Source organism: Leclercia sp. CFBP8987 (assembly GCF_034044995.2).
In the GTDB taxonomy this organism is placed as follows: Bacteria; Pseudomonadota; Gammaproteobacteria; order Enterobacterales; family Enterobacteriaceae; genus Enterobacter; species Enterobacter tamurae.
Map to the genome: position 1 here is coordinate 188,274 of NZ_CM188255.1, position 15,178 is coordinate 203,451.

Consider the following 15,178-nt stretch of genomic DNA (forward strand, 5'->3'; position numbering starts at 1 on the left):
AGCAGTGCTTTATTCCCTCTCTGAAAGGGGAGGGAATAAGATTTGTGAGCAATACAGACGTCGCGCCTCCAGGCGTACGTCATTAGAGAGAATCCGGGTTATGTTGCAGTTCATCCTCCGACGTCTGGGACTTGTTATCCCCACGTTTATCGGTATCACCCTTCTCACCTTTGCCTTCGTCCATATGATCCCCGGTGACCCGGTAATGATTATGGCGGGCGAGCGTGGAATTTCTCCTGAACGTCATGCACAACTGTTGGCTGAACTGGGGCTGGATAAGCCTATGTGGCAGCAGTATCTCCACTATATTTGGGGCGTGCTGCATGGTGATTTGGGTATTTCGCTGAAAAGCCGTCTGCCGGTGTGGGAAGAGTTCGTTCCGCGCTTTCAGGCTACGCTTGAGCTTGGCGTCTGCGCCATGATTTTTGCCGTCGCCGTGGGTATTCCGGTGGGCGTGCTGGCTGCGGTGAAACGTGGCTCTATCTTTGACCACACGGCCGTTGGCCTGGCGCTGACCGGCTACTCCATGCCTATCTTCTGGTGGGGCATGATGCTGATTATGCTGGTGTCGGTGCAGTGGAACCTGACCCCCGTCTCGGGACGCGTCAGCGACATGGTCTTCCTCGACGATTCCAACCCGCTGACCGGCTTTATGCTGATCGACACGGCCATCTGGGGCGAAGAGGGCAACTTTATCGATGCGCTGGCGCACATGATCCTCCCGGCCATGGTGCTCGGGACGATCCCACTGGCGGTTATCGTGCGTATGACCCGTTCGTCAATGCTGGAAGTGCTGGGCGAGGATTACATCCGTACCGCCCGTGCCAAAGGTCTGACCCGCATGCGGGTGATCATCGTCCATGCCCTGCGTAACGCCATGCTCCCGGTCGTGACCGTTATCGGGCTGCAGGTGGGGACGTTGCTGGCAGGGGCAATCCTGACCGAAACCATCTTCTCCTGGCCGGGTCTGGGACGCTGGCTAATTGACGCGCTGCAACGCCGTGATTATCCGGTGGTGCAGGGCGGTGTACTGCTGGTGGCGACGATGATTATCCTCGTCAACCTGCTGGTCGATTTGCTGTACGGCGTGGTGAACCCGCGTATTCGTCATAAGAAGTAAGGGGCCATCATGTCACACGTTTCTGAAAATAAAGTGGTCGCTGCACCGGTGCCAATGACGCCGCTGCAGGAGTTCTGGCACTACTTCAAACGCAACAAAGGCGCAGTCGTCGGGCTGGCGTATGTTGTCATCATGATCTTGATCGCGGTGTTCGCGAACTTTCTTGCGCCGTACAACCCGGCGGAGCAGTTCCGTGATGCGCTGCTTGCGCCACCTGCATGGCAGGACGGCGGTACCCTGTCGCATCTGCTGGGTACAGACGATGTAGGCCGCGATGTGCTGTCTCGTCTGATGTACGGCGCGCGTCTGTCGCTGCTGGTCGGCTGTCTGGTGGTGGTGCTGTCGCTGATCATGGGCGTGGTGCTCGGTCTGGTGGCGGGCTACTTCGGCGGTCTGGTTGATAACATCATTATGCGTGTTGTCGACATCATGCTGGCGCTGCCAAGCCTGCTGCTGGCTTTGGTGCTGGTGGCGGTCTTTGGGCCATCCATCGGCAACGCCGCCCTGGCCCTGACGTTTGTTGCGCTGCCGCACTATGTGCGCTTAACCCGTGCGGCCGTACTGGTCGAGGTTAACCGCGACTATGTGACCGCTTCCCGCGTAGCGGGTGCGGGGGCAATGCGTCAGATGTTCGTCAACATTCTTCCAAACTGCCTTGCGCCGCTGATTGTTCAGGCGTCGCTCGGTTTCTCTAACGCCATTCTCGATATGGCTGCTCTTGGCTTCCTTGGCATGGGTGCGCAACCGCCAACACCGGAGTGGGGCACCATGCTCTCCGACGTGTTGCAGTTCGCGCAGAGCGCCTGGTGGGTCGTGACCTTCCCGGGTCTGGCGATCCTGCTGACGGTGCTGGCATTTAACCTGATGGGTGATGGTCTGCGTGATGCACTTGATCCCAAACTGAAGCAGTAAGAGGCACGAGATGGCGTTATTAAATGTAGATAAATTATCGGTGCACTTCGGTGAAGTGGGCTCCGAGTTTCGCGCCGTAGATCGGGTTAGCTACAGCGTAAATCAGGGTGAAGTGGTTGGCATTGTCGGTGAGTCAGGTTCCGGTAAATCGGTAAGCTCGCTGGCGATCATGGGGCTGATTGATTACCCCGGCCGCGTAATGGCGGAAAGCCTGGAGTTCAACGGCCAGGATCTGAAGCGTATCTCTGAAAAAGAGCGTCGCAACCTGGTTGGCGCCGAAGTGGCGATGATCTTCCAGGACCCGATGACCAGCCTTAACCCGTGCTACACCGTCGGTTTCCAGATCATGGAAGCGATTAAGGTGCATCAGGGTGGGAATAAGCAAACCCGTCGTCAGCGGGCGATCGACCTGCTGAACCAGGTGGGTATTCCCGATCCGGCCTCGCGTCTGGATGTGTATCCGCACCAGCTGTCCGGTGGGATGAGCCAGCGCGTGATGATCGCCATGGCCATTGCCTGTCGTCCGAAGCTGCTGATTGCCGACGAACCGACGACCGCGCTGGACGTGACCATTCAGGCGCAGATCATCGAGCTGCTGCTGGAGCTGCAGCAGAAAGAGAACATGGCGCTGATCCTGATCACCCATGACCTGGCGTTAGTGGCCGAAGCAGCGCACAAAATTATCGTGATGTACGCCGGGCAGGTGGTTGAAACCGGCAACTCGCACGATATCTTCCGCGCGCCGCGTCATCCGTATACCCAGGCCCTGCTGCGTGCCCTGCCGGAGTTTGCTCAGGACAAGGCGCGTCTGGCGTCACTGCCGGGCGTGGTACCGGGTAAATACGATCGCCCGACCGGCTGTCTGCTGAACCCGCGCTGCCCGTATGCCACGGACAAATGCCGTATCGATGAGCCGGATCTCTATACCCTCAGCGATGGCCGCCAGTCTAAATGCCACTACCCACTCGATGACGCCGGGAGGCCCACACTATGAGTACGCAAGAGGCCACCCTGCAACAGCCGCTGTTGCAGGCTATCGACCTGAAAAAACACTACCCGGTGAAGAAGGGGCTGTTTGCTCCGGAACGTCTGGTGAAAGCGCTGGATGGCGTCTCCTTTACCCTGGAGCGCGGCAAAACGCTGGCGGTGGTGGGGGAGTCCGGCTGTGGGAAATCCACCCTCGGCCGTCTGCTGACCATGATTGAAACCCCGACCGGGGGCGAGCTGTACTATCAGGGGCAGGATCTGCTCAAGCACGATCCCGACGCGCAGAAGCTGCGTCGGCAGAAAATCCAGATTGTGTTCCAGAACCCGTACGGTTCCCTGAACCCGCGTAAGAAAGTGGGACAGATTCTGGAGGAGCCGCTGCAGATCAACTCCACGTTGAGCAAAGAGCAGCGTCGCGAGAAGGCGCTGGCGATGATGGCGAAAGTGGGGCTCAAGACCGAGCACTACGATCGTTATCCGCATATGTTCTCCGGCGGCCAGCGTCAGCGTATCGCTATTGCCCGTGGTCTGATGCTCGACCCGGATGTGGTGATCGCCGATGAACCGGTCTCCGCACTCGACGTTTCCGTCCGTGCACAGGTACTTAACCTGATGATGGATCTGCAGCAGGATTTAGGCCTGTCTTACGTCTTCATCTCCCATGACCTGTCGGTGGTGGAGCACATTGCGGATGAAGTGATGGTGATGTATCTGGGACGCTGTGTGGAGAAGGGGACGAAAGACCAGATCTTTAATAACCCGCGCCACCCTTATACCCAGGCGTTGCTCTCTGCGACACCGCGTCTGAATCCGGATGAACGTCGGGAGCGTATTAAGCTCACCGGCGAGCTGCCGAGCCCGCTCAACCCGCCGCCGGGCTGTGCCTTCAACGCCCGCTGCCGTCGTCGCTTTGGGCCCTGCACCCAGCTGCAACCGCAGTTAAAAGACTACGGCGGTCAACTGGTGGCCTGCTTCGCGGTCGATCAGGATGAAAACGGCGAGAAGCCCCAAGCGTAAGCCATAAAAAAACCGGCGATAATCGCCGGTTTTTTATTGGAATGATGAAACACTATTTTCGTAAACGCACATGGTCGACAGCGTGTTTCTCACTCTTGGTGAGGATCAGGCTGGCGCGTTCGCGGGTCGGCAGTATGTTCTCTTTCAGGTTCACGTAGTTGATCTCATTCCACAGCGAGGTGGCCACATTAATAGCCTCTTCTTTCGAGAGCTGGGCGTAGTTATGGAAGTAAGAGTCCGGATCGGTGAATGCCCCTTCGCGGAACTTCAGGAAGCGGTTGATATACCAGTTCTGCAGTAGATCTTCCGGCGCATCCACATAGATAGAGAAATCAACAAAATCAGATACAAATACATGATGCGGATCGTGAGGATAATCCATTCCGCTCTGCAGAACGTTTAACCCTTCCAGAATCAGAATATCCGGCTGCACCACCGTTTTATCCCCATCAGGGATACGGTCGTAAATCAGGTGTGAATAGACCGGGGCCGTCACGTTCGGCACGCCGGATTTCAGATCCGACACGAATTTCACCAGACGGTGCATATCATAAGAGAGAGGGAAGCCCTTCTTCTTCATTAGACCGCGTTCTTTTAACACTTCGTTCGGATGCAGAAAGCCGTCGGTGGTGATCAGCTCCACGCTGCGATGTTCCGGCCAGCGACTCAGGAGCGCCTGCAGAACACGCGCGGTGGTGCTTTTACCCACGGCGACGCTACCGGCAATACTGATGATATAAGGAATGCGCTGCCCGTTAGTACCGAGGAACTGCTCCAGTACGGCCTGCCGGCGAAGGTTGGAACTGATATAGAAATTCAGCAAACGCGATAGAGGCAAATATATTTCGGCCACTTCTTCAAGCGACAGGTCTTCGTTTATCCCTTTTAACCGTGCGATTTCGCCTTCCGTTAAGGTCATAGGAACGGAGTCACGCAGAGCAGCCCACTGGCTGCGGCTAAACTGGAGATAAGGCGTCATTAACGTTTGCTCTTTTTTGCTCATAAGCATGCTTGAGTGAGGCGTCTATCCCACATCAGAGGCTAGCCATGCGGGGGAAGGCACATCACATAATAGTTAATTTTGGACAATGCGCAGGAGGTTAACACCAGATGAGCCGAATAATAAGAAAAAATATGGTCCAGTGTTGCGTTAAGCGGGAATCGTCACAGACCGGGTTTGCCCCCTTTTCAGGGCGGTAAATGCTGAATATTTGCCCGCATTTGCCTGGAATTACAGCGTTACTCGCTCTCCTCGCACAAAATGTGAGCGAAAGAACGATTTATGCAAATTTTTAGTTGCATGAACCCGCGGGTCTCCCTAAAATGCGCGCTACTTGATGCCGACTTAGCTCAGTAGGTAGAGCAACTGACTTGTAATCAGTAGGTCACCAGTTCGATTCCGGTAGTCGGCACCATCAAGTCCGGTGGGGTTCCCGAGCGGCCAAAGGGAGCAGACTGTAAATCTGCCGTCACAGACTTCGAAGGTTCGAATCCTTCCCCCACCACCACTTTCTGGCAGCGTTAACGCCGCCGGAGCTGGTTGAAAAAATTAGCCAGCTCGAACTTAAAAAGAGAGAAATCTCTTTTTTTGTTACAGAAAGAACTGGGTAGCCGAGTTTCAGGATGCGGGCATCGTATAATGGCTATTACCTCAGCCTTCCAAGCTGATGATGCGGGTTCGATTCCCGCTGCCCGCTCCAATACGTGCTGATATGGCTCAGTTGGTAGAGCGCACCCTTGGTAAGGGTGAGGTCCCCAGTTCGACTCTGGGTATCAGCACCACTTCACTTCTCCCTCCCGTTTCTCTCTGTTTCAATTTAAATGAATTCAACAGTTCAGGCATTTCGCCTGGTTGATGTGGTGATATCACCGATTTATCCGTGTCTTAGAGGGACAATCGATGTCTAAAGAAAAGTTTGAACGTACAAAACCGCACGTTAACGTCGGTACTATCGGCCACGTTGACCATGGTAAAACAACGCTGACCGCTGCAATCACTACCGTTCTGGCAAAAACCTACGGTGGTTCTGCTCGCGCATTCGATCAGATCGATAACGCACCAGAAGAAAAAGCTCGTGGTATCACCATCAACACTTCCCACGTTGAATATGACACCCCGACTCGCCACTACGCACACGTAGACTGCCCGGGCCACGCCGACTATGTTAAAAACATGATCACCGGTGCTGCGCAGATGGACGGCGCGATCCTGGTTGTTGCTGCGACTGACGGCCCTATGCCTCAGACCCGTGAGCACATCCTGCTGGGTCGTCAGGTAGGCGTTCCTTTCATCATCGTGTTCCTGAACAAATGCGACATGGTTGATGACGAAGAGCTGCTGGAACTGGTTGAGATGGAAGTTCGTGAACTTCTGTCCCAGTACGACTTCCCGGGCGACGACACCCCAATCGTTCGTGGTTCTGCACTGAAAGCGCTGGAAGGCGAAGCACAGTGGGAAGAGAAAATCATCGAACTGGCTGGCTACCTGGATTCTTACATCCCAGAGCCAGAGCGTGCGATTGACAAGCCGTTCCTGCTGCCTATCGAAGACGTATTCTCTATCTCCGGCCGTGGTACTGTTGTTACCGGTCGTGTAGAGCGCGGCATCATCAAAGTAGGTGAAGAAGTTGAAATCGTTGGTATCAAAGATACTGCGAAATCAACCTGTACCGGCGTTGAAATGTTCCGCAAACTGCTGGACGAAGGTCGTGCAGGCGAGAACTGCGGCGTTCTGCTGCGTGGTATCAAGCGTGAAGAGATCCAGCGTGGCCAGGTTCTGGCTAAGCCGGGCTCAATCAAGCCGCACACCAAGTTCGAATCTGAAGTGTACATCCTGTCCAAAGACGAAGGCGGCCGTCATACTCCGTTCTTCAAAGGCTACCGTCCACAGTTCTACTTCCGTACTACTGACGTGACCGGTACCATCGAACTGCCAGAAGGCGTTGAGATGGTAATGCCAGGCGACAACATCAAGATGGTTGTTACCCTGATCCACCCAATCGCGATGGATGACGGTCTGCGTTTCGCAATCCGTGAAGGTGGCCGTACCGTTGGTGCGGGCGTTGTTGCTAAAGTTCTCGGCTAATTGCTGATAACATTTGACGCAATGCGCATGAAAAGGGCATCATTTGATGCCCTTTTTGCACGCTTTCGAACCAGAACCTGGCTCATCAGTGATTTTATTTGTCATAATCATTGCTGAGACAGGCTCTGAAGAGGGCGTTTTTAGTCCGAAACGCAACAGAGCATTTCGGTTTGGTTCGCCTCGCTATCGCGGGGTGAAAATGTTTGTAGAATACTTCTGACAGGTTGGTTTATGAGTGCGAATACCGAAGCTCAAGGGAGCGGGCGCGGCCTGGAAGCGATGAAATGGGTAGTAGTAGCCGTATTGTTGATCGTAGCAATCGTGGGCAACTACCTGTATCGCGACATGATGCTGCCGCTACGCGCGCTTGCAGTGGTAATTCTGATTGCTGCAGCGGGTGGTGTCGCGCTGTTGACGACCAAAGGTAAAGCGACCGTTGCTTTTGCCCGCGAAGCGAGAACCGAAGTCCGTAAGGTCATTTGGCCGACTCGCCAGGAAACATTGCACACCACGCTGATTGTAGCTGCGGTTACCGCTGTAATGTCACTGATCCTGTGGGGACTGGATGGTATTCTGGTTCGCCTGGTATCCTTTATCACTGGCCTGAGGTTCTGAGATGTCTGAAGCCCCTAAAAAGCGCTGGTACGTCGTTCAGGCGTTTTCCGGTTTTGAAGGCCGCGTAGCTACGTCGCTGCGTGAGCATATCAAATTACACAATATGGAAGAGTTGTTTGGCGATGTTATGGTTCCGACCGAAGAAGTGGTCGAGATCCGTGGTGGCCAGCGTCGCAAAAGCGAACGCAAATTCTTCCCGGGTTACGTGCTTGTTCAGATGGTGATGAACGATGCAAGCTGGCACTTAGTGCGCAGCGTACCGCGCGTAATGGGCTTTATCGGCGGCACGTCTGACCGTCCGGCGCCAATCAGCGATAAAGAAGTTGATGCGATTATGAACCGCCTGCAGCAGGTTGGGGATAAGCCGCGTCCGAAAACGCTGTTTGAACCGGGTGAAATGGTTCGTGTTAATGACGGTCCGTTTGCTGACTTTAACGGCGTGGTTGAAGAAGTGGACTACGAGAAGTCCCGCCTGAAAGTTTCCGTTTCTATCTTCGGTCGTGCGACCCCGGTAGAACTGGACTTTGCCCAGGTAGAAAAAGCCTAAGCAGCGATCAAAAAAGCGACGATTTAATCGTTGCACAGGGCGCGAGATTGGAATACAATTTCGCGCCTTTTGTTTTTATGGGCCCCGGCCTGTAAAACGATTTTTATTCACGGGGAGCCTCCTTGAGGCGCTATTACCCAATCAGAGGATTTTAGAATGGCTAAGAAAGTACAAGCCTACGTCAAGCTGCAGGTTGCAGCTGGTATGGCGAACCCAAGTCCACCAGTTGGTCCAGCTCTGGGTCAGCAAGGTGTGAACATCATGGAATTCTGTAAAGCGTTCAACGCCAAAACCGAATCCCTGGAAAAAGGTCTGCCAATCCCAGTGGTAATCACTGTTTACGCTGACCGTTCTTTCACTTTCGTTACCAAGACCCCGCCGGCAGCAGTACTGCTGAAAAAAGCGGCTGGTATCAAGTCTGGTTCCGGTAAGCCGAACAAAGATAAAGTTGGTAAAATTTCCCGCGCTCAGCTGCAGGAAATCGCGCAGACCAAAGCTGCCGACATGACTGGTTCCGACGTTGAAGCGATGACTCGCTCCATCGAAGGTACTGCACGTTCCATGGGCCTGGTAGTGGAGGACTAAGAAATGGCTAAACTGACCAAGCGCATGTCCGTGATCCGTGACAAAGTTGATGCGACCAAACAGTACGACATCAACGAAGCTATCGCTCTGCTGAAAGAACTGGCTACCGCTAAGTTCGTTGAAAGCGTTGACGTTGCTGTTAACCTGGGCATCGATGCTCGTAAATCCGATCAGAACGTTCGTGGCGCAACTGTACTGCCACACGGTACTGGCCGTTCCGTACGCGTAGCTGTATTTGCTCAGGGTGCAAACGCTGAAGCTGCTAAAGCTGCCGGCGCTGAACTGGTAGGTATGGAAGATCTGGCTGATCAGATCAAGAAAGGCGAAATGAATTTTGACGTTGTTATTGCTTCCCCGGATGCAATGCGCGTTGTTGGCCAGCTCGGCCAGGTTCTGGGTCCACGCGGCCTGATGCCAAACCCGAAAGTTGGTACTGTAACTCCTAACGTTGCTGAAGCAGTTAAGAACGCTAAAGCAGGTCAGGTTCGTTATCGTAACGACAAAAACGGCATCATCCACACCACCATCGGTAAAGTGGACTTTGACGCTGACAAACTGAAAGAAAACCTGGAATCTCTGCTGGTTGCGCTGAAAAAAGCAAAACCAACTCAGGCGAAAGGCGTGTACATCAAGAAAGTTAGCATCTCCACCACCATGGGTGCAGGTGTTGCAGTTGACCAGGCTGGCCTGAGCGCTGCTGCAAACTAATGCCTTTACGTGGGCGGTGGATTTGTCTACAATCTTACCCCCACGTTTGCTAACAATAGTTAGCGGCTAAAAGATTTGTTCGTTGGAGCCTGGCCTAATCCAGGCCTCCGTCGAAGACCGCAGGTGTTTCGCAAGAGACTTAATCCCCTGCGTAGACGGTGACAGAACGCTAAGATTATTTTTGGATACTCTGGCTTGTTTCTGCTCACCGTATTAAGACGCTCTTTCCGTTGGACTGAGTGAAGTGAGTTCCGGAACATGAGTTCCGGCAAACATCCAGGAGCAAAGCTAATGGCTTTAAATCTTCAAGACAAACAAGCGATTGTTGCTGAAGTCAGCGAAGTAGCCAAAGGCGCGCTGTCTGCAGTAGTTGCGGATTCCCGTGGCGTTACTGTAGATAAAATGACTGAACTGCGTAAAGCAGGTCGTGAAGCTGGCGTTTACATGCGTGTTGTTCGTAACACCCTGCTGCGCCGCGTAGTTGAAGGTACTCCGTTCGAGTGCCTGAAAGACACGTTTGTTGGTCCAACCTTGATTGCATATTCTATGGAACACCCGGGCGCTGCTGCTCGTCTGTTCAAAGATTTCGCGAAAGCGAATGCAAAATTTGAGGTTAAAGCTGCAGCCTTTGAAGGTGAGTTGATCCCGGCATCGCAAATCGATCGCCTGGCAACCCTGCCGACCTACGAAGAAGCAATTGCACGCCTGATGGCAACCATGAAAGAAGCTTCGGCTGGCAAACTGGTTCGCACTCTGGCTGCTGTTCGCGATGCGAAAGAAGCTGCTTAATAGCAGTCATCTTTATCAAGTATTCGCTTACGTATAAACTTATTCTGATTTTCAGGAACAATTTAAATGTCTATCACTAAAGATCAAATCATTGAAGCAGTTGCAGCTATGTCCGTAATGGACGTTGTAGAACTGATCTCTGCAATGGAAGAAAAATTCGGTGTTTCCGCTGCTGCTGCTGTAGCTGTAGCTGCTGGCCCGGCTGAAGTAGCTGAAGAAAAAACTGAATTCGACGTAATTCTGAAAGCTGCTGGCGCTAACAAAGTTGCCGTAATCAAAGCAGTACGTTCTGCAACTGGCCTGGGTCTGAAAGAAGCTAAAGACCTGGTAGAATCTGCTCCAGCTGCGCTGAAAGAAGGCGTGAGCAAAGACGACGCAGAAGCACTGAAAAAATCTCTGGAAGAAGCTGGCGCTGAAGTTGAAGTTAAATAAGCCAACCCTTCCGGTTGCAGCCTGAGAAATTAGGCTGATGGCTGGTGACTTTTAGTCACCAGCCTTTTTGCGCTGTAAGGCGCCAGTAGCGTTTCACACTGTTTGACTGCTGGCTGTCCTGACAATGCTTGTTTCTATCGACGACTTAATATACTGCGGCAGGGTGCTCGCTCTGGGTAAATCGCAATGAAATGGTTTAAGCGTGATAGCAACAGGCATTGCGGAAAGTGTTCGATTTTCCGATCAACAAAATGGTGTTGCACAAACTGTCCGTCAATGGACAGATGCGTCGACTTGTCAGCGAGCTGAGGAACCCTATGGTTTACTCCTATACCGAGAAAAAACGTATTCGTAAGGATTTTGGTAAACGTCCACAAGTTCTGGACATTCCATATCTCCTTTCTATCCAGCTTGACTCGTTCCAGAAGTTTATCGAGCAAGATCCTGAAGGGCAGTACGGTCTGGAAGCCGCCTTCCGTTCCGTGTTCCCGATTAAGAGCTACAGCGGTAATTCCGAGCTGCAATACGTCAGCTACCGCCTTGGCGAACCGGTATTTGACGTTCAGGAATGTCAAATCCGTGGCGTGACCTACTCGGCACCGCTGCGCGTTAAGCTGCGTCTGGTGATCTACGAGCGCGAAGCGCCGGAAGGCACCGTTAAAGACATTAAAGAACAAGAAGTCTACATGGGCGAAATTCCGCTCATGACCGACAACGGTACTTTCGTAATCAACGGTACTGAGCGTGTTATCGTTTCCCAGCTGCACCGTAGCCCGGGCGTCTTCTTCGACAGCGATAAAGGTAAAACGCACTCATCCGGTAAAGTACTGTATAACGCACGTATCATTCCTTACCGTGGTTCCTGGCTGGACTTCGAGTTCGATCCGAAAGACAACCTGTTTGTCCGTATCGACCGTCGTCGTAAACTGCCTGCGACCATCATTCTGCGTGCTCTGCAATACACCACTGAGCAGATTCTTGATCTGTTCTTTGAGAAAGTTGTCTTTGAAATTCGCGACAACAAGCTGCAAATGGAGCTGGTGCCTGAGCGTCTGCGTGGTGATACCGCGTCGTTCGACATCGAAGCCGACGGCAAAGTGTATGTGGAAAAAGGCCGCCGTATTACCGCGCGCCACATCCGTCAGCTGGAAAAAGATGATATCAAACACATCGAAGTCCCGGTTGAATACATTGCTGGAAAAGTAGCTGCAAAAGATTACGTTGATGCATCCACTGGCGAGCTGATCTGCCCGGCTAACATGGAGCTGAGCCTGGATCTGCTGGCTAAGCTGAGCCAGTCTGGCCACAAGCGTATCGAAACGCTGTTCACCAACGATCTGGACCACGGTCCATATATGTCGGAAACGATTCGCGTCGACCCGACCACCGATCGTCTGAGCGCGCTGGTAGAAATCTACCGCATGATGCGTCCTGGTGAGCCACCAACTCGCGAAGCGGCTGAAAGCCTGTTCGAGAACTTGTTCTTCTCCGAAGACCGCTACGATCTGTCCGCGGTTGGTCGTATGAAGTTCAACCGTTCTCTGCTGCGTGATGCGATCGAAGGTTCCGGTATCCTGAGCAAAGAAGACATCATCGAAGTGATGAAGAAGCTCATCGATATCCGTAACGGTAAAGGCGAAGTGGACGATATCGACCACCTCGGCAACCGTCGTATCCGTTCCGTAGGCGAAATGGCGGAAAACCAGTTCCGCGTTGGCCTCGTGCGTGTAGAGCGTGCGGTGAAAGAGCGTCTGTCTCTGGGCGATCTGGATACCCTGATGCCTCAGGATATGATCAACGCCAAGCCGATCTCCGCAGCAGTGAAAGAGTTCTTTGGTTCCAGCCAGCTGTCTCAGTTTATGGACCAGAACAACCCGCTGTCTGAGATCACGCACAAGCGTCGTATCTCTGCCCTCGGCCCAGGCGGTCTGACCCGTGAACGTGCAGGCTTTGAAGTTCGAGACGTACACCCGACTCACTACGGTCGCGTATGTCCTATCGAAACGCCTGAAGGTCCAAACATCGGTCTGATCAACTCCCTGTCCGTGTACGCACAGACTAACGAATACGGTTTCCTTGAGACCCCGTATCGTAAAGTGACTGACGGTGTTGTAACCGACGAAATTCACTACCTGTCTGCTATCGAAGAAGGTAACTACGTCATCGCTCAGGCGAACTCCAACCTGGATGACGAAGGCCACTTTGAAGAAGACCTGGTAACCTGCCGTAGCAAAGGTGAATCGAGCTTGTTCAGTCGTGACCAGGTTGACTACATGGACGTTTCCACTCAACAGGTGGTTTCCGTCGGTGCGTCCCTGATCCCGTTCCTGGAACACGATGACGCCAACCGTGCATTGATGGGTGCGAACATGCAACGTCAGGCGGTTCCAACTCTGCGCGCTGATAAGCCGCTGGTTGGTACCGGTATGGAACGTGCTGTTGCCGTTGACTCCGGTGTTACTGCAGTTGCTAAACGTGGCGGTACTGTTCAGTACGTCGATGCTTCCCGTATCGTTATCAAAGTTAACGAAGACGAGATGCATGCAGGCGAAGCGGGTATCGACATCTACAACCTGACCAAGTACACCCGTTCTAACCAGAACACCTGTATCAACCAGATGCCATGTGTTTCTCTGGGTGAGCCAATTGAGCGCGGCGACGTGCTGGCTGACGGTCCGTCCACCGACCTCGGTGAACTGGCGCTCGGTCAGAACATGCGCGTAGCGTTCATGCCGTGGAATGGTTATAACTTCGAAGACTCCATCCTCGTCTCCGAGCGTGTGGTTCAGGAAGATCGTTTCACTACTATTCACATCCAGGAACTGGCATGTGTGTCCCGTGACACCAAGCTGGGGCCAGAAGAGATCACCGCTGACATCCCGAACGTGGGTGAAGCTGCGCTCTCCAAACTGGATGAATCCGGTATCGTTTACATCGGTGCAGAAGTGACCGGCGGCGACATTCTGGTTGGTAAGGTTACGCCGAAAGGTGAAACCCAGCTGACGCCAGAAGAGAAACTGCTGCGCGCGATCTTCGGTGAGAAAGCGTCTGACGTTAAAGACTCTTCTCTGCGTGTGCCGAACGGTGTTTCCGGTACGGTTATCGACGTTCAGGTCTTTACTCGCGATGGCGTAGAAAAAGACAAACGTGCGCTGGAAATCGAAGAGATGCAACTGAAGCAGGCTAAGAAAGACCTGTCTGAAGAGCTGCAGATCCTTGAAGCTGGCCTGTTTAGTCGTATCTACGCGGTGCTGGTTGCCGGTGGTGTTGAAGCTGAGAAGCTCGACAAGCTGCCACGCGACCGCTGGCTGGAACTGGGCCTGGCCGACGAAGAGAAACAAAATCAGCTGGAACAGCTGGCTGAGCAGTATGACGAACTGAAACACGAGTTCGAGAAAAAACTCGAAGCGAAACGCCGTAAAATCACTCAGGGCGACGATCTGGCACCAGGCGTGCTGAAGATTGTTAAGGTCTATCTGGCCGTTAAACGTCAGATCCAGCCTGGTGATAAGATGGCAGGTCGTCACGGTAACAAGGGTGTTATCTCTAAGATCAACCCGATCGAAGATATGCCGCACGATGCTAACGGTACGCCGGTAGATATCGTACTGAACCCGCTGGGCGTACCGTCTCGTATGAACATTGGTCAGATCCTCGAAACTCACCTGGGTATGGCTGCGAAAGGTATCGGCGATAAGATCAACGCCATGCTGAAGCAGCAGGAAGAAGTCGCGAAATTGCGCGAATTCATCCAGCGTGCGTACGATCTGGGTACTGATGTTCGTCAGAAAGTCGACCTGAACACCTTCAGCGATGAAGAAGTGCTGCGTCTGGCTGAGAACCTGAAAAAAGGTATGCCAATCGCAACGCCAGTCTTCGATGGTGCGAAAGAGTCTGAAATCAAGGAACTGTTACAGCTGGGTGGCCTGCCAAGTTCTGGTCAGATCACACTGTTCGACGGTCGTACCGGTGAGCAGTTCGAGCGCCAGGTAACCGTGGGTTACATGTACATGCTGAAACTGAACCACCTGGTTGATGACAAGATGCACGCGCGTTCTACCGGTTCTTACAGCCTGGTTACTCAGCAGCCGCTGGGTGGTAAGGCGCAGTTCGGTGGTCAGCGCTTCGGGGAGATGGAAGTGTGGGCGCTGGAAGCATATGGCGCAGCATACACCCTGCAGGAAATGCTCACCGTTAAGTCTGATGACGTGAACGGTCGTACCAAGATGTATAAAAACATCGTGGACGGCAACCATCAGATGGAACCGGGCATGCCAGAGTCCTTCAACGTACTGTTGAAAGAGATTCGTTCGCTGGGTATCAACATCGAACTGGAAGACGAGTAACTCTCGCTCAAACAGGTCACTGGTGCCGGAGTAGT

At 53.2% G+C, this 15,178-nt stretch carries 13 protein-coding genes and 4 tRNA genes; 16 read left to right on the forward strand and 1 reads right to left on the reverse strand.

Annotated elements, in window-relative coordinates; genetic code table 11:
- The first annotated feature begins 100 nt into the window (after positions 1–100).
- Genes dppB through dppF form a run of 4 tightly spaced genes read left to right on the forward strand, consistent with a single transcriptional unit; the run spans position 101 to position 4,036 of the window.
- The gene (dppB, locus tag SOM40_RS00905; RefSeq protein ID WP_166181221.1) at positions 101–1,120 is read left to right on the forward strand and encodes a dipeptide ABC transporter permease DppB; all 1,020 of its coding nucleotides are present in this window, start codon (positions 101–103) and stop codon (positions 1,118–1,120) included.
- Positions 1,121–1,129: 9 nt separating this feature from the next.
- Complete coding sequence (gene dppC, locus SOM40_RS00910; protein WP_106995516.1) at positions 1,130–2,032, forward strand: dipeptide ABC transporter permease DppC; 903 nt, start codon at positions 1,130–1,132, stop codon at positions 2,030–2,032.
- A gap of 10 nt (positions 2,033–2,042) precedes the next feature.
- Complete coding sequence (dppD, locus tag SOM40_RS00915; protein ID WP_106995517.1) at positions 2,043–3,026, forward strand: dipeptide ABC transporter ATP-binding protein; 984 nt, start codon at positions 2,043–2,045, stop codon at positions 3,024–3,026.
- Positions 3,023–4,036: a dipeptide ABC transporter ATP-binding subunit DppF gene (gene dppF, locus SOM40_RS00920; RefSeq protein WP_106995518.1), complete on the forward strand. Its 1,014-nt coding sequence runs from the start codon at positions 3,023–3,025 to the stop codon at positions 4,034–4,036. The genes dppD and dppF overlap by 4 nt, the downstream gene beginning before the upstream one ends.
- Before the next feature lie 52 nt (positions 4,037–4,088).
- Here the strand turns inward: dppF and coaA are convergent, their stop codons facing one another.
- The gene (gene coaA / locus SOM40_RS00925) at positions 4,089–5,039 is read right to left on the reverse strand and encodes a type I pantothenate kinase (RefSeq protein ID WP_106995519.1); all 951 of its coding nucleotides are present in this window, start codon (positions 5,037–5,039) and stop codon (positions 4,089–4,091) included.
- Between the two features lie 336 nt (positions 5,040–5,375).
- Between coaA and SOM40_RS00930 the strand changes: the two genes are divergently transcribed.
- From SOM40_RS00930 to rpoB, 12 genes are all read left to right on the forward strand, one after another.
- Positions 5,376–5,451, forward strand: a tRNA-Thr gene (locus tag SOM40_RS00930).
- A gap of 8 nt (positions 5,452–5,459) precedes the next feature.
- Positions 5,460–5,544: transfer RNA gene (locus tag SOM40_RS00935), tRNA-Tyr, on the forward strand.
- A gap of 117 nt (positions 5,545–5,661) precedes the next feature.
- A tRNA-Gly gene (locus tag SOM40_RS00940) sits at positions 5,662–5,736 on the forward strand.
- Between the two features lie 6 nt (positions 5,737–5,742).
- A tRNA-Thr gene (locus tag SOM40_RS00945) sits at positions 5,743–5,818 on the forward strand.
- A gap of 118 nt (positions 5,819–5,936) precedes the next feature.
- Positions 5,937–7,121, forward strand: coding sequence for an elongation factor Tu (gene tuf / locus SOM40_RS00950; RefSeq protein ID WP_166181223.1), 1,185 nt, complete (start codon positions 5,937–5,939; stop codon positions 7,119–7,121).
- A 231-nt stretch (positions 7,122–7,352) separates the two neighbouring features.
- Positions 7,353–7,736 (forward strand): preprotein translocase subunit SecE, encoded by a 384-nt coding sequence (secE, locus tag SOM40_RS00955; protein ID WP_003862342.1) that lies wholly within the window; start codon positions 7,353–7,355, stop codon positions 7,734–7,736.
- A 1-nt stretch (position 7,737) separates the two neighbouring features.
- Complete coding sequence (nusG, locus tag SOM40_RS00960) at positions 7,738–8,283, forward strand: transcription termination/antitermination protein NusG (protein WP_106996043.1); 546 nt, start codon at positions 7,738–7,740, stop codon at positions 8,281–8,283.
- Positions 8,284–8,439: 156 nt separating this feature from the next.
- Positions 8,440–8,868 (forward strand): 50S ribosomal protein L11, encoded by a 429-nt coding sequence (rplK, locus tag SOM40_RS00965; RefSeq protein ID WP_032615878.1) that lies wholly within the window; start codon positions 8,440–8,442, stop codon positions 8,866–8,868.
- Positions 8,869–8,871: 3 nt separating this feature from the next.
- A complete protein-coding gene (rplA, locus tag SOM40_RS00970) occupies positions 8,872–9,576 on the forward strand; it encodes a 50S ribosomal protein L1 (RefSeq protein WP_006176745.1) in 705 nt (234 codons plus the stop codon).
- A gap of 291 nt (positions 9,577–9,867) precedes the next feature.
- Positions 9,868–10,365 carry a 50S ribosomal protein L10 gene (rplJ, locus tag SOM40_RS00975; RefSeq protein ID WP_004109731.1) on the forward strand — a complete coding sequence of 166 codons (498 nt, stop codon included), beginning with the start codon at positions 9,868–9,870 and terminating at the stop codon, positions 10,363–10,365.
- Positions 10,366–10,431: 66 nt separating this feature from the next.
- Positions 10,432–10,797, forward strand: a complete 366-nt coding sequence (gene rplL / locus SOM40_RS00980) for a 50S ribosomal protein L7/L12 (protein WP_106996044.1) — start codon at positions 10,432–10,434, stop codon at positions 10,795–10,797.
- 317 nt (positions 10,798–11,114) lie between these two features.
- On the forward strand, positions 11,115–15,143 hold the full coding sequence (gene rpoB / locus SOM40_RS00985; protein ID WP_106996045.1) for a DNA-directed RNA polymerase subunit beta: 4,029 nt from the start codon (positions 11,115–11,117) through the stop codon (positions 15,141–15,143).
- The last annotated feature ends 35 nt before the right edge of the window (positions 15,144–15,178 follow it).

What these genes read in the sequence shown, in the direction of transcription:
- coaA (WP_106995519.1), bottom strand. Translation starts at nt 5,039, where the DNA reads ATGAGCAAAAAAGAGCAAACGTTAATGACGCCTTATCTCCAGTTTAGC.
- rpoB (WP_106996045.1), top strand. Translation starts at nt 11,115, where the DNA reads ATGGTTTACTCCTATACCGAGAAAAAACGTATTCGTAAGGATTTTGGT.
- rplJ (WP_004109731.1), top strand. Translation starts at nt 9,868, where the DNA reads ATGGCTTTAAATCTTCAAGACAAACAAGCGATTGTTGCTGAAGTCAGC.
- dppF (WP_106995518.1), top strand. Translation starts at nt 3,023, where the DNA reads ATGAGTACGCAAGAGGCCACCCTGCAACAGCCGCTGTTGCAGGCTATC.
- dppD (WP_106995517.1), top strand. Translation starts at nt 2,043, where the DNA reads ATGGCGTTATTAAATGTAGATAAATTATCGGTGCACTTCGGTGAAGTG.
- rplA (WP_006176745.1), top strand. Translation starts at nt 8,872, where the DNA reads ATGGCTAAACTGACCAAGCGCATGTCCGTGATCCGTGACAAAGTTGAT.
- dppC (WP_106995516.1), top strand. Translation starts at nt 1,130, where the DNA reads ATGTCACACGTTTCTGAAAATAAAGTGGTCGCTGCACCGGTGCCAATG.
- rplK (WP_032615878.1), top strand. Translation starts at nt 8,440, where the DNA reads ATGGCTAAGAAAGTACAAGCCTACGTCAAGCTGCAGGTTGCAGCTGGT.
- dppB (WP_166181221.1), top strand. Translation starts at nt 101, where the DNA reads ATGTTGCAGTTCATCCTCCGACGTCTGGGACTTGTTATCCCCACGTTT.
- nusG (WP_106996043.1), top strand. Translation starts at nt 7,738, where the DNA reads ATGTCTGAAGCCCCTAAAAAGCGCTGGTACGTCGTTCAGGCGTTTTCC.
- secE (WP_003862342.1), top strand. Translation starts at nt 7,353, where the DNA reads ATGAGTGCGAATACCGAAGCTCAAGGGAGCGGGCGCGGCCTGGAAGCG.
- rplL (WP_106996044.1), top strand. Translation starts at nt 10,432, where the DNA reads ATGTCTATCACTAAAGATCAAATCATTGAAGCAGTTGCAGCTATGTCC.
- tuf (WP_166181223.1), top strand. Translation starts at nt 5,937, where the DNA reads ATGTCTAAAGAAAAGTTTGAACGTACAAAACCGCACGTTAACGTCGGT.